The sequence below is a fragment of the Thiomicrospira pelophila DSM 1534 genome (assembly GCF_000711195.1).
In the GTDB taxonomy this organism is placed as follows: Bacteria; Pseudomonadota; Gammaproteobacteria; order Thiomicrospirales; family Thiomicrospiraceae; genus Thiomicrospira; species Thiomicrospira pelophila.
In genome coordinates, this window is the sequence record NZ_JOMR01000001.1 from 1,526,822 (window position 1) to 1,538,888 (window position 12,067).

Annotated in this window: 14 protein-coding genes; 1 reads left to right on the forward strand and 13 read right to left on the reverse strand. The window is 44.7% G+C overall.

The genetic code is table 11. The features are described from left to right. Positions 1-19: 19 nt before the first annotated feature. From mltG to N746_RS0107375, 11 genes are all read right to left on the reverse strand, one after another. Positions 20-1,108, reverse strand: a complete 1,089-nt coding sequence (gene mltG / locus N746_RS0107325) for an endolytic transglycosylase MltG (RefSeq protein ID WP_081836000.1) — start codon at positions 1,106-1,108, stop codon at positions 20-22. A 28-nt stretch (positions 1,109-1,136) separates the two neighbouring features. Then, positions 1,137-2,009, reverse strand: a complete 873-nt coding sequence (gene pabC / locus N746_RS0107330; protein WP_051678575.1) for an aminodeoxychorismate lyase — start codon at positions 2,007-2,009, stop codon at positions 1,137-1,139. Then, positions 2,006-3,430 carry an aminodeoxychorismate synthase component I gene (locus N746_RS0107335; protein ID WP_051678576.1) on the reverse strand — a complete coding sequence of 475 codons (1,425 nt, stop codon included), beginning with the start codon at positions 3,428-3,430 and terminating at the stop codon, positions 2,006-2,008. The genes pabC and N746_RS0107335 overlap by 4 nt, the downstream gene beginning before the upstream one ends. Before the next feature lie 9 nt (positions 3,431-3,439). Next, positions 3,440-4,681, reverse strand: coding sequence for a beta-ketoacyl-ACP synthase II (gene fabF / locus N746_RS0107340; protein ID WP_029935323.1), 1,242 nt, complete (start codon positions 4,679-4,681; stop codon positions 3,440-3,442). 121 nt (positions 4,682-4,802) lie between these two features. Beyond that, positions 4,803-5,039: an acyl carrier protein gene (gene acpP / locus N746_RS0107345; protein ID WP_029935325.1), complete on the reverse strand. Its 237-nt coding sequence runs from the start codon at positions 5,037-5,039 to the stop codon at positions 4,803-4,805. Positions 5,040-5,162: 123 nt separating this feature from the next. Beyond that, complete coding sequence (gene fabG, locus N746_RS0107350; RefSeq protein ID WP_029935327.1) at positions 5,163-5,903, reverse strand: 3-oxoacyl-ACP reductase FabG; 741 nt, start codon at positions 5,901-5,903, stop codon at positions 5,163-5,165. Positions 5,904-5,911: 8 nt separating this feature from the next. Continuing rightward, a complete protein-coding gene (gene fabD, locus N746_RS0107355; RefSeq protein WP_029935329.1) occupies positions 5,912-6,844 on the reverse strand; it encodes an ACP S-malonyltransferase in 933 nt (310 codons plus the stop codon). Between the two features lie 52 nt (positions 6,845-6,896). Continuing rightward, a complete protein-coding gene (locus N746_RS0107360) occupies positions 6,897-7,874 on the reverse strand; it encodes a beta-ketoacyl-ACP synthase III (protein ID WP_029935330.1) in 978 nt (325 codons plus the stop codon). Beyond that, on the reverse strand, positions 7,871-8,914 hold the full coding sequence (plsX, locus tag N746_RS0107365; RefSeq protein WP_029935332.1) for a phosphate acyltransferase PlsX: 1,044 nt from the start codon (positions 8,912-8,914) through the stop codon (positions 7,871-7,873). The genes N746_RS0107360 and plsX overlap by 4 nt, the downstream gene beginning before the upstream one ends. Before the next feature lie 6 nt (positions 8,915-8,920). Next, positions 8,921-9,055: a 50S ribosomal protein L32 gene (gene rpmF, locus N746_RS10440; protein ID WP_156018294.1), complete on the reverse strand. Its 135-nt coding sequence runs from the start codon at positions 9,053-9,055 to the stop codon at positions 8,921-8,923. A 113-nt stretch (positions 9,056-9,168) separates the two neighbouring features. Continuing rightward, on the reverse strand, positions 9,169-9,678 hold the full coding sequence (locus tag N746_RS0107375) for a YceD family protein (protein ID WP_029935334.1): 510 nt from the start codon (positions 9,676-9,678) through the stop codon (positions 9,169-9,171). Positions 9,679-9,779: 101 nt separating this feature from the next. Here N746_RS0107375 and N746_RS0107380 point away from each other — a divergent pair, with 101 nt between their 5' ends. Beyond that, the gene (locus N746_RS0107380) at positions 9,780-10,385 is read left to right on the forward strand and encodes a Maf family protein (protein WP_029935336.1); all 606 of its coding nucleotides are present in this window, start codon (positions 9,780-9,782) and stop codon (positions 10,383-10,385) included. Here the strand turns inward: N746_RS0107380 and N746_RS0107385 are convergent. Continuing rightward, positions 10,382-11,041 carry an HAD-IA family hydrolase gene (locus tag N746_RS0107385; protein ID WP_029935338.1) on the reverse strand — a complete coding sequence of 220 codons (660 nt, stop codon included), beginning with the start codon at positions 11,039-11,041 and terminating at the stop codon, positions 10,382-10,384. The two genes, N746_RS0107380 and N746_RS0107385, sit on opposite strands and share 4 nt — an antisense overlap. Next, the gene (rluC, locus tag N746_RS0107390; RefSeq protein WP_038126106.1) at positions 11,041-11,976 is read right to left on the reverse strand and encodes a 23S rRNA pseudouridine(955/2504/2580) synthase RluC; all 936 of its coding nucleotides are present in this window, start codon (positions 11,974-11,976) and stop codon (positions 11,041-11,043) included. The genes N746_RS0107385 and rluC overlap by 1 nt, the downstream gene beginning before the upstream one ends. Positions 11,977-12,067 lie beyond the last annotated feature (91 nt).

Below are 12,067 nucleotides of genomic sequence, written 5' to 3' on the forward strand. Positions count from 1 at the left end.
AAATAGGCCACTCGATACCCTAAGGTTTATTCAAAATATAACGTCTAACGGCTCGATTATGTTCTTCTAGCGTGCTCGAAAAGTAATGTTCGCCATTGCCTTTTGAGACAAAATAAAGCGCATCCGATGCATCTGGGCGCAAAGCGGCACGAATTGATTCACGACTTGGCATCGCAATTGGGGTCGGCGTTAAGCCTCGGATACGATAGGTGTTATAAGGTGTTACCGTATCTAAGCCTTCGCGACCAATATGACCTTGATAACGTTCACCCATGCCATAAATAACGGTTGGATCGGTTTGTAAACGCATGCCTTTTTGCAAACGCCTAATAAAGACCCCTGCAACCTGATGACGCTCATGCGCGACGCCGGTTTCTTTTTCAATGATCGAAGCTAAGGTTAAAGCTTCATAAGGTGTTTTTAACGGTAAACCACCATCACGTGTCGACCATTCGGCTTCTAAAGTTTGCTTCATGGCTGCGATCGCGCGCTTAACCAGTTCAAGATCGGTTTCACCTTTATGATAATGATAAGTCTCAGGTAACAACCAACCCTCAAGATGCTCGGTCACTCCCATTTTTTCGCCAAGTGTTTGCCAATCTGATGCTTGCATGACCTGATTAAGCTTTGGTAGTTGCTGTAGTTTTTGTTTTACTTCCGCCAAACTATCACCCGGAATAATCGCAAAAGGATAACTTACATTTCGCCCTGAAACCAAGGCTTGCATTAAAGCTCGAAAGTCCCACGCTGGTTGAATCATAAATTCGCCAGGTTTGAGATTGTTGGCTTGCTGATTAAGACGTAAATACCAAACAAACGCCTCTGGATTTTTCAACATACCGGCCTGATTAAGTTGTCTCGCCATGGCTTTTGCAGAAGCACCTTTGGGCAATTCAACAATTTGTGGTTGAGCAGAACTTGATATGGGACTATGAGATATGTGATAAGCCCAAGCCAATCCAGCGATCAGAAGAACTAACAGACTGAATAGGCTGATAAGTCCGATGCGCGTCACAAACAACAGACGACTTAGTCGAGCCACTTGGCTAGATAATTGTTGGGTTTTGGTAACCGAACCTTTGTGTTGAGATTGACGTGACTTAGGCATAACCCTCGACTTTCTAGTTGCGTTAAAATTAATCAAATCCTGGCTGGTTTAAATTCCATAACCACCAGGCCTGGTGAATCATCTGAACAGGCTCGATAGCATAATCAATCGCAACCTTGTCGCTTATTATAAGTTGTTTAATCGCTTGAACACCGCGAACTGCATTGCAAACGAATACGGCTTCAGCAGTTCTCAATTCACTCAATGAAATGGTTTTTTCTTGCCAATTTAAATCCAAGCTTAAATTCTTTAAGGCTGACAAACAGGTACCTTTTACACCACTTAAATCCAACTTAGGCGTCAAAGCTTGGCGGCCATGCGAGGTTTGGTTAATTAATACAATATTTGACTGAGTGCCACCTACTAAATGACCGAATTCATTGAACATTAGGCCTTCATCGAATTCATTGTCAACCACTTCATTTCGTGCCAATACGTTTTCTAGCCGGTTTAAATGTTTTAAACCAGCCATGCTTGGGTTAATTGACGCGGCAGTTTGACAAATCATTGCGCTGAGCTCAACCAAGCTTGGGGCAACATCCGTTGGTTGAAAAGGAGTCGGCATCACATAAATTAAACGATGTAAATTTGAAGGTTTAGGTGGCGCATAACCACGTCCACCCGTACCTCGTGTCACAATCAACTTCAGTATACAAAAGCCGTCACTCGCTGACTCGTATAAAGCCGTTTGTAATTCATTTATCAGTTGGTTTTTATCTATTTCACCGAGTCGTAACGTTTGCAAACTCTCTTGAATACGCTGCCAGTGGCCCAACCAATTAAGTGGTTTTTTCTGATAACACAGGATGGTGGTAAAAAAACCATCACCATAAGCCAATCCCCTGTCATAGGCGAGCAACTGCTCAGTCGGCTCCCCGTTTAACCAGGCCTGTTGGTTCATGAGATAGTTGTCTCGTTCGTCTCGCAACCCAATGCGCGCAATAAACCTTTGGCCTTATGCCGAGTTTCTTTAAGCTCACCCGACGCAACTGAATCCGCCACAATGCCAGCACCCGCACGAAAACGCAATTGGTCTTGTTGTTGAATAAAACTACGAATTAAAATATTAAAGTCCATTGAGCCATCGCGATTAATGTAACCGACTGAGCCAGTATAAGCATCCCTAGGCCCGCTTTCCAATTCAGAAATAATTTGCATACAGCGAATTTTGGGACAGCCAGTAATCGTCCCTCCGGGGAACAAAGCGTGAACTACTTGGAGAGGACTAATGCCACGTTTAAGTTGGCCGCGGACATTCGAAACAATATGATGGACATGTTCATAGGTTTCGATCACCATCAGCTCATTCACCTCAACGCTACCCGGCTCGCAAATACGCCCCAAGTCATTACGTTCAAGATCAATCAACATAATATGTTCTGCGCGTTCTTTAGGATGCGAAATTAATTCTTCCATTAAGGCTTGATCCTGCACTAGTGAATCACTGCGCTTGCGTGTACCCGCAATCGGACGTGTATCTACACACTGTGTTTGCGCGCTGTAACGCACTAAACGCTCCGGTGATGAACTAATAATTGCCCAGGGGTCTGGAAAATTTCCAGCAGGCTGTGAGAACTGAACCAAACAAGCAAATGGGGCTGGATTATGTTGACGTAATTGACGATAGACATCAATTGGTCTTGACTTTTTAGCTAGGTCAATTTGCCATTCACGCGACAAGTTCACCTGAAAGACATCCCCAGCCAAAATATAGTTTTTTATGCCCTCTACACCCTGCAAAAATGAAGGTTCAGCTTCTTCACTTACGCCTGCCACCTCAATTGCAAAACTCGCCCTTTCAGCTTGTGGTGGCTGAACAAACTGCGCGTAATCGCGTTGCATATGTTCAACACAATCTGCGTATTCAGGCTCGGCCACAAAGCAGACTTGCTGTAGATGATGATCAACAATAATTGCCGCAGGAAATCGTTGTAAAACAGCCAAGGGTAAAGTTGATTCGGCCAAGTTTAAGCAGGGCTCAACCACCTGCGCATATTCGTACGAAAAATAACCAAACCACCCCCCACTAAAAGGCAAATCATCCACCAGGCCTGGTGTTTGTTCTAAACTGGAGAACTCGGTTTCAAATTGTTCAACAAAGCTCGTGGCAGAATTCAGATCTTGTAATACATGGGTCTGCTGAGGAAAGGCGAACAAGATTTCAAACCGGCCTAAACTATCCGCTTGATTAGGGTCGCCTTTGGCAACACTTTCCAATAAATGCGGGTAGCGCTCTGGAAGATGCTCTGACAATAACGTCAGATCAGAAAAAACTAAGGGCTGTCGAATGACAGCCCGAGTGGTTTGCGATAAGTCACGCATAATGCCTGATTATTTTACTCGCCCTAATACCAAACTGGCATTGGTTCCACCAAAGCCAAATGAATTAGACAGCGCATAATCAATATTGGCATCACGTGCTTCGTGAGGCACATAATCTAAATCACACCCTTCATCTGGGTTGTCTAGATTGATAGTAGGTGGCAAAACTTGGTCATATAATGCCAAAGTCGAGAAAATCGCTTCAATCGCACCGGCGGCACCTAACGAGTGTCCAATCATAGACTTAGTTGAACTCATCGCTAGTTTATAAGCATGATCGCCAAAGGTCGATTTAACCGCTGCGTTTTCACATACATCACCAGCTGGTGTAGACGTGCCATGTGCATTGATATAGCCTATTTTTGACTTGTCCAAGCCCGCATTACGCAACGCATTTGTCATACAACGAGCCGCGCCTTCGCCACCTTGAGCTGGCAGAGTCATGTGATAAGCGTCACCACTCATGCCAAAGCCCAGTACTTCACCGTAAATTTTAGCACCACGTGCTTTTGCATGTTCATATTCCTCTAGCACAACCGCACCTGCGCCATCGGCCAATACAAAACCATCACGATCTTTATCCCAAGGGCGACTTGCCGCTTGTGGGTCATCGTTGCGCGTTGAAAGCGCACGAGCGGCCGCAAAACCAGCCAAGCCTAATTCGGTTGTAGAGTATTCTGCTCCACCCGCGACCATCACGTCGGCATCGCCGTATTCTATTAAGCGGGCTGCATCACCGATACTGTGTGTACCTGTTGCACAAGCCGTTACCAAGGCTAAATTCGGGCCCTTCAAACCATACTTAATTGAGACATGGCCCGAGATCATATTGATAATTGCGCTCGGAACAAAGAAGGGAGAAACCTTTCTAGGCCCCCCCGCTTGGCATACAGCGTGTTGGGCTTCAATCGTGCCAATGCCACCAATACCAGAACCAATTGATACACCAATTCGCGTGGCATTTTCTTCAGTGACTTCTATACCTGAATCTTCAAAAGCTTGAATACCAACGGCAATCCCGTAATGAATAAACGGATCCATTTTTTTGGCTTCTTTAGGTGAAATATAAGTATTCACATCAAAATCTGCAATCGTACCGGCAAACTTAACTGAAAACTTCTCCGTATCGAATCTAGAGATAGGCGTGATGCCACTTTTGCCAGCTTTGATATTTTCCCAAGTTTGCTGAACATTAAGCCCAACAGGAGTTAGCAAACCTAGACCTGTAATAACCACTCGACGCTTTGACAAAGTAAAATCCTCCTAAACTCGTCACCAACTTAATGCAAACGCTTTCACCAAACACTAAATCTTAATCCAGATATAAAAAAAGCCGTTTACACGGCTTTTTTTGATCACGTAACGTGGAAAATTATTCCATGTTAGCGTTGATGTAAGAAACGGCTTGCGCTAGCGTAGAGATTTTCTCTGCTTCTTCGTCAGGAATTTCGCAATCAAACTCTTCTTCCAAAGCCATAACTAATTCAACGGTGTCTAGTGAGTCCGCGCCCAAATCATCAACGAAAGAAGCGTCAGGTGTAACTTGCGCTTCCTCTACACCTAGCTGCTCAACTACGATTTTTTTAACGCGATCTTCAATACTGCTCATGGATAATCTCCAACTCTTACTTTAATGATGAAAAAAATTTAATGTATTTTGTACTCAGGGAACTAAATTTTCAAGCTTTTTAATGAAATAAAAGCCTAAAAAATCGAATTTTTTGATATTCGGTCACACCATGACCATACCACCGTTGACATTAATCGTCTGCCCAGTAATGTAAGCTCCGCCTTCTGACGCTAAGAAAGTGACCGCTTTCGCGATATCTTCCGGCGAGCCCAAACGGCTCAAAGGAATTTGTTCAGTTAGCGCTTTTCTCTGTTCTTCGGGTAGCGAACGCGTCATGTCAGTATCAATAAACCCTGGTGCAACCGTATTAACAGTAATGCCGCGTGAGCCAACCTCACGTGCTAAAGACTTGCCAAAGCCGATAATCCCAGCTTTAGCCGCCGCATAGTTAGTTTGACCGGCATTTCCCATCACGCCAACCACCGATGCAATATTAATAATACGACCTTGTTTGGCTTTCATCATGCCACGCAAACAGGCTTTACTCATACGGTACACAGAGCTTAAATTTGTTTGAATAATATCGTCCCACTCATCATCTTTCATGCGCATGAGCAAGTTATCACGAGTAATGCCTGCATTATTGACCAAAATTGTAGGTGTACCAAACTCTTTGGTGATCTGATCCATAATTGAGGCAATTTGATCCGCATCGGTTACATTCAGTGCTAAACCTTGACCTTTACCGCCGGACTGCTTGATGTAATCCGTAATCGCTTGAGCGCCTGATTCCGAGGTTGCGGTACCAATCACGGTTGCTCCTTGGGCTAGTAAATCCAGGGTAATGGCTTTGCCAATCCCGCGACTCGCGCCTGTAACCAGGGCAATATTTCCAGTTAACATAATGGCTCCTACAATCCTTCTATTGCTTGGGCTAATGTAGCAGAATCGAAAATAGTTTCAACCGCCATGCGACGGTCAATACGACGATTTAAACCGGCCAACACTTTACCTGGGCCCAGTTCATATAATTTTTCAACACCTTCAGCTTTCATTTTCTCAACGGTTTTAACCCATTGAACTGGGCAGTATAACTGCTCAACTAAAGCTGATTTTATTTGCGCCTGATCCGCATGACACTCAACATCTACATTATGTAGCACCGAGACGTTTGGTGATTCAAATGTCATATTATCTAGTTTTGATTTTAATGCCTCTGCCGCAGGTTTCATCAAAGCACAATGCGATGGTACGCTAACCGGCAAGGCGACGACTTTTTTAGCACCTAGCTCTTCGGCACGCTGCATAGCGCGTTCAACCGCTGCGACCTCACCTGCAATGACAACCTGGCCTGGTGAATTGAAATTTACAGCTTCTACGACACCACCTTGCGCTGAATCAGCACACAATTCAACGACCTGCTGATCCTCCAGACCTAATACAGCGGCCATCGCGCCTTTACCAGCGGGCACAGCCGACTGCATTAATTGACCGCGTGCTGCCACCAACTCAATACCTTGCGCTAGACTCATGACACCAGCCGCCACTAACGCCGTATATTCACCTAACGAGTGACCAGCCATAAAGCTAGGCTGTAAATCTGGTTTTTGTGCCTGCATCGCTCGAAAAACGGCAATGCCAGAAGCCAACATAGCTGGCTGAGTAACATCTGTTTGGTTTAAGCGAGCCTCTGGACCATTTTGAACCACATCCCACAAATCATAGCCCAGAACAGCGGAAGCTTCATTAAATACTTCTGTAACGACGGGGTGATTGGCAGCTAAGTCACTAAGCATACCGATAGATTGTGACCCTTGACCAGGAAAAACAAACGCGTATTTCATAATAAACCTTTAAACAAATATTCTAGTTGGCTTTAGCCAGGTTAAAACAAATTTAATAACGGATTAAAGCCGATCCCCAGGTAAAGCCCCCACCAAACGCTTCCATTAGAATAAGCTGCCCACGCTGGATACGACCATCACGAATGGCTTCATCCAGTGCCATAGGTACGGATGCACTGGATGTGTTTGCATGTTTATTAACCGTCACAACCACCTGACTTTCTTTCAGTCCCAGTTTTTTACCCGTCGCACTGATGATGCGTAAGTTAGCTTGATGAGGCACCAACCAATCAATTTGATCTTTGGTTAAGCCATTTGCTTCTAGGGTTTCGTTGGCAATACGACTTAATGTATTCACCGCAACCTTAAACACCTCATTACCTTTCATCGACATAGTGCGTTCAGCGACATCGTCAGTTTGTGGTAATTTAGATGGGCCTGATGGTACGTGCAATAATGTTTCGTATTGACCATCAGCATGAATATGAGTCGATAAAATGCCCGGTTCACTTGACGCTTCAAGCACCACGGCACCCGCACCGTCACCAAACAAAATACAAGTCGTACGATCTGACCAATTCGTAATGCGAGACAAGGTTTCCGCTCCCACTACCAATACACGTTTTGCCATACCGGTTTTAATAAACTGATCCGCCACACTGATTGCGTAAACAAAACCAGTGCAAACCGCTTGCACATCAAACGCCGGACAGCCATGAATATCAAGGCGCTGCTGTAATAGACAAGCAGTACTCGGGAAAATTTTATCTGGCGTGGTGGTAGCAACAATAATCATATCAATCGACTGCGCATTGATTCCAGCCATTTCAATGGCTTTTAGCGAGGCTTGCTCGGCTAAATCACACGTCGTTTGATTGTCAGCAGCAATATGACGTTGCTCAATACCGGTTCTTTCACGAATCCACTCATCACTGGTATCTACCATGGTTTCGAGATCTTTATTCGTCAGCACTTTTTCAGGCAAATAGCGGCCTGTACCAATAATTTTACTATAGATTTTTGAACTCATTCACTTACCACTTGGGTTGGCTGACTCAGTGCTTGCTGTTCCAATAGCTTCGAAACTTCGGCTTGGATACGCTCTGGTACGTTATTCATTACTTCTAAACGGGCTTCAGCAATCGCGTGAAAGAATGAGAAGCTATCAGCTCCACCGTGACTCTTGATAACGATCTTACGCAAACCTAAAAATGAAGCACCATTATAGCGACGCGGGTCAACTTTTTGCTTAAAGCTCTTCAGCACAGGCAGACTCAACAAGCCCACTATTTTGGTTAACCAGTTACGATTAAAGGCTTGTTTAAGATAGAACGAAATCATCTTAGCTACACCTTCCGAAGCTTTTAAGGCAATATTGCCATCAAAACCGTCGCAAGCGACCACGTCGACCGTACCTTTGAAAATATCATCTCCCTCTACATAACCAGCATAGTTAATAGAGGTTTGGCGCAGAATCTGCTGCGCCAATTTAATACGGTCATGCCCCTTCATCTCCTCTTCACCAATGTTCAACAAACCAACACTGGGATTAGGATTATTATCAATTGCGCGCGCTAAAACCGAACCCATGATGGCAAACTGAGCCAGACTTTCACCATCCGCGCCCACATTCGCACCCAAATCCAGCATATGAACGTGACCATTGATCGTCGGCATAGATGTGCAAATCGCAGGGCGATAAATTCCAGGTAAAGTTTTTAAAACAAACTTAGCCGTGGCCATTAACGCTCCAGTATTACCCGCGCTCACACAGGCTTGCGCCTGGTCATCTTTCACCAAGTTCAAAGCAATACGCATTGACGATTGTTTTTTATTACGCAGAGCGAATGAAGGCAAGTCATCCATATCAACCACTTGTTCAGCATGTTGAATAGACAAGTTTTCTGAGGTGAAATTAGCAAGCGTGAGCTGTTCACGAATTAACGTCTCATCGCCCACTAAAATAATATGCAGATCTTTAAACTTTTTTAGCGCTTCGATCACCGCAGGAACAGTGACCTTTACACCATGGTCACCGCCCATTGCATCTATAGACAGTGTAATTTTCAAGACTAATTATTCCTTATCTTGAATTACTTTCTTACCTTTGTAGTAACCATCAGCAGTGACATGATGACGACGATGCACTTCACCCGTTGTAGCATCAACGGTCAAAGAAGCCGCAGTTAATGCATCATGTGAACGGCGCATACCGCGCTTTGAAGGGGTTTTTTTTGTTTTGTTGAACGGCCATTTAAGTTCTCCTAATAAACACGCAAAATATAAAACTTCTACTCTTATGAAACGCTAAAGCGGATCGAGCCTTATTTTTTCAAATCTTGTAACTTGGCAAATGGGTTATCGTCAGCGGGCGATAACTCTACTTCTTCGAACGCCTCATCTTGCCAACTCAGCATCTCGCCTTCTTGTCGAGGCACCATCGGTATCGCTAATAGAACTTCGTCTTCAACCAATTCTAACAACGATACTTTGCCTTCTGGCATTTCATAAACCTCGATATCTTCATCAAGGTCTTCCGCCATCGACATGACCGAAACGTACACGCCTTGAGTTTGTCTATCAACCGGATAAACAAACGCTTCGAGCGTTCGCTGACATTCAAGAACGAGATCGGTTTTCACCGACAACTCGAACTGAGGTGTCTTTAATTGAGGATGACGACTGAAAACAATATCAACTTCAACCTCACCATTCGACTGCCTAACTTGATCGAGCAAACGCTTCATCGCAGACTGGTTGACACGAGCCTGAAAGCGCATATTATGTTCAGCACAGTGAACGGGATCGATCAAATCGGGAAGTTTCTCAAACATGGCGGGGAATGATACTCTCAGAAAGTGTTTCTGTCAAAACTTTCACAGACTTACCGCACTATTTTTACGCATAAAACCTTTTATTAAATTAAAGGAACAAAATGACGCTTGATTCACCTCAAATCTTACTGGCTTCTAGCTCACCTTATCGCCGCCAACTACTTGAAAAACTCGGCTTAACTTTTAACTGTGAATCGCCTGACATAGACGAAACTGCGCATGAACACGAAACTGTGCGCGAGATGGTTGAACGACTTTCCCTAAAAAAAGCGCAAGCTCTCGTCCAGCAACACCCTAGTAAAATCATTATCGCATCCGACCAAAGCGCCAGTTTAAATGATCAAGCCCTGGGCAAACCAGGTAGTTTTGAAAAAGCCTTTGAGCAACTTAAAGCTCAGCAAGGCCAAGTCATTTGCTTTTATACAGGCCTGGTGGTTTATAACCCGCACGATCAAACTTACTTGAGTGCTCTCGATATCACCAAGGTTCACTTTCGCGAACTGAGCGACCAGCAAATTCGCAACTACCTACTGACAGAGCAACCTTATGATTGCGCCGGCAGCTTTAAATCTGAAGGCTTAGGTATCACGCTTTTTAGCAAAATCGAAAACCAAGACCCTAATGCATTGATTGGCTTACCACTGATTGAGCTGGTTAACCTGCTATCTCAAGCTGGCCTCAGCCTACCATTAGATCCAAGCCGCTAACTTAGTAACCAGCGACCTAGAGCGCCTAAATCCTCAAAACTCGACATAGGCTCAAAGCTCGCCATTTGTTCTAAAGTATGCACGCCATGACTCATCGCCACTCGAGGCATATGAATGGCCTGCGCCATCTGCATATCAAAACTGGTATCACCCACCATAACCGCTTGAGAAACATCCATATTGCTAAACTCCAAAATCTGCTTAAGCATTAACGGATCAGGCTTTGAAGCCGACTCAACTGGGGTACGTGTAATGTGAAAGTAAGGCTCAAAACCGGTCAAAGCCAATACCGCATCCAATCCTGTTCGGCTTTTACCTGTCGCGACCGCTAGCTTAACTCCCCGCCCATGTAACTCGGATAACAACTCCTGCGCCCCTTCATAAGGCTGCATGTCCACCACTGAATCATGCAAAAAATGCTGCGTATAAGCTTTTGCCACTTCGACCACCAGGCCTGACTCAACCCCTGGATAAAGCTGATGAATGGCATTATCAAGACTCAAACCTATTATTTGTTTTGAATCGTGACGAGGTAAAACGGGTAAACCACAAATTTGAGCGGCCGACTGGATTGCATCAACAATCCGCGCTTCCGAATTCATCAAAGTGCCATCCCAGTCAAAAATAACTAAATCAAAACGGCGTGCTTTGGACATTATCTAGCCTCAAGTGTCTTTATTATGTTTTTAAAATCGACAAACAAGGGAGCCTCTATAAATAACTTTTCCCCCGTTGCTGGGTGCGTAAACCCAAGCTTTTGCGCATGCAAAGCCAAGCGCGCCATACCTAGTTTCTTAAAGCTGGCGTTAGCGACTTCTGATCCGTATTTATCATCACCAATAATCGGACACCCAACAGCTTGAGCATGAACACGAATCTGATGGGTTCGCCCCGTAATCAACTTAACTTCAACCAAGGCGGCATCACTAAACTGATTTAGCACTTTAAAGAAACTCACACTAGGCTTACCTTCCGGCGAAACTTCAACCATGCGCTCACCTGAGCGTAAGGTATTTTTCAGCAAAGGCAAATCTACCTTATATTTATCTTTTGGCCAAGCTCCAGCAACCAAAGCTAGATAATATTTTTCTACCTGGTCTTCTCGAATTTGGCGATGCAGGTCTCTTAGTATGGAGGTTTTTTTAGCCAGGATAATCGCCCCTGACGTATCTCGATCTAAACGATGTACCAGCTCAATCCGGCGCGCCTCTGGGCGCAAGTTACGGATCAACTCAATCAATCCCCAGCTAACGCCACTTCCGCCATGCACTGCAATACCAGAAGGCTTATTTACAACAATTAAGTCAGAATCCTCATACAAAATATGTTGCGCAATCTTGTCCTGCTGCGTGCGTGGTGGCTTGACAGTTTGTCCTGCTTCCGCTGTTACAACCGGAGGAATTCGCACCACATCACCCGTCTGGACACGCACATTGGGTTGAGATCGCCCTTTATTTACTCGCACCTCACCCTTTCGAATAATGCGGTAAATCAGCATCTTAGGCACTTTTCGTAAATGCTTCAGCAAAAAGTTATCCAACCGCTGCCCGGCTTCATCCTCGGTCACTTCAACCCATCTCACACCCGACATAACGCCCACCAAAAAATTAAAATGACTCGCAATTTTAGCCGAAAGCCGCTCATTTTTCCGAAAAACTCGCGCGCCTTTTAACTTTAATAAC

Coding starts and splice junctions, on each gene's coding strand:
- rluC (WP_038126106.1), bottom strand. CDS start 11,976: ATGTCGGGTGTGAGATGGGTTGAAGTGACCGAGGATGAAGCCGGGCAG.
- acpP (WP_029935325.1), bottom strand. CDS start 5,039: ATGAGCAGTATTGAAGATCGCGTTAAAAAAATCGTAGTTGAGCAGCTA.
- N746_RS0107380 (WP_029935336.1), top strand. CDS start 9,780: ATGACGCTTGATTCACCTCAAATCTTACTGGCTTCTAGCTCACCTTAT.
- N746_RS0107335 (WP_051678576.1), bottom strand. CDS start 3,430: ATGCGTGACTTATCGCAAACCACTCGGGCTGTCATTCGACAGCCCTTA.
- N746_RS0107375 (WP_029935334.1), bottom strand. CDS start 9,678: ATGTTTGAGAAACTTCCCGATTTGATCGATCCCGTTCACTGTGCTGAA.
- fabD (WP_029935329.1), bottom strand. CDS start 6,844: ATGAAATACGCGTTTGTTTTTCCTGGTCAAGGGTCACAATCTATCGGT.
- N746_RS0107360 (WP_029935330.1), bottom strand. CDS start 7,874: ATGAGTTCAAAAATCTATAGTAAAATTATTGGTACAGGCCGCTATTTG.
- rpmF (WP_156018294.1), bottom strand. CDS start 9,055: ATGCGCCGTTCACATGATGCATTAACTGCGGCTTCTTTGACCGTTGAT.
- mltG (WP_081836000.1), bottom strand. CDS start 1,108: ATGCCTAAGTCACGTCAATCTCAACACAAAGGTTCGGTTACCAAAACC.
- fabG (WP_029935327.1), bottom strand. CDS start 5,903: ATGTTAACTGGAAATATTGCCCTGGTTACAGGCGCGAGTCGCGGGATT.
- N746_RS0107385 (WP_029935338.1), bottom strand. CDS start 11,041: ATGTCCAAAGCACGCCGTTTTGATTTAGTTATTTTTGACTGGGATGGC.
- pabC (WP_051678575.1), bottom strand. CDS start 2,009: ATGAACCAACAGGCCTGGTTAAACGGGGAGCCGACTGAGCAGTTGCTC.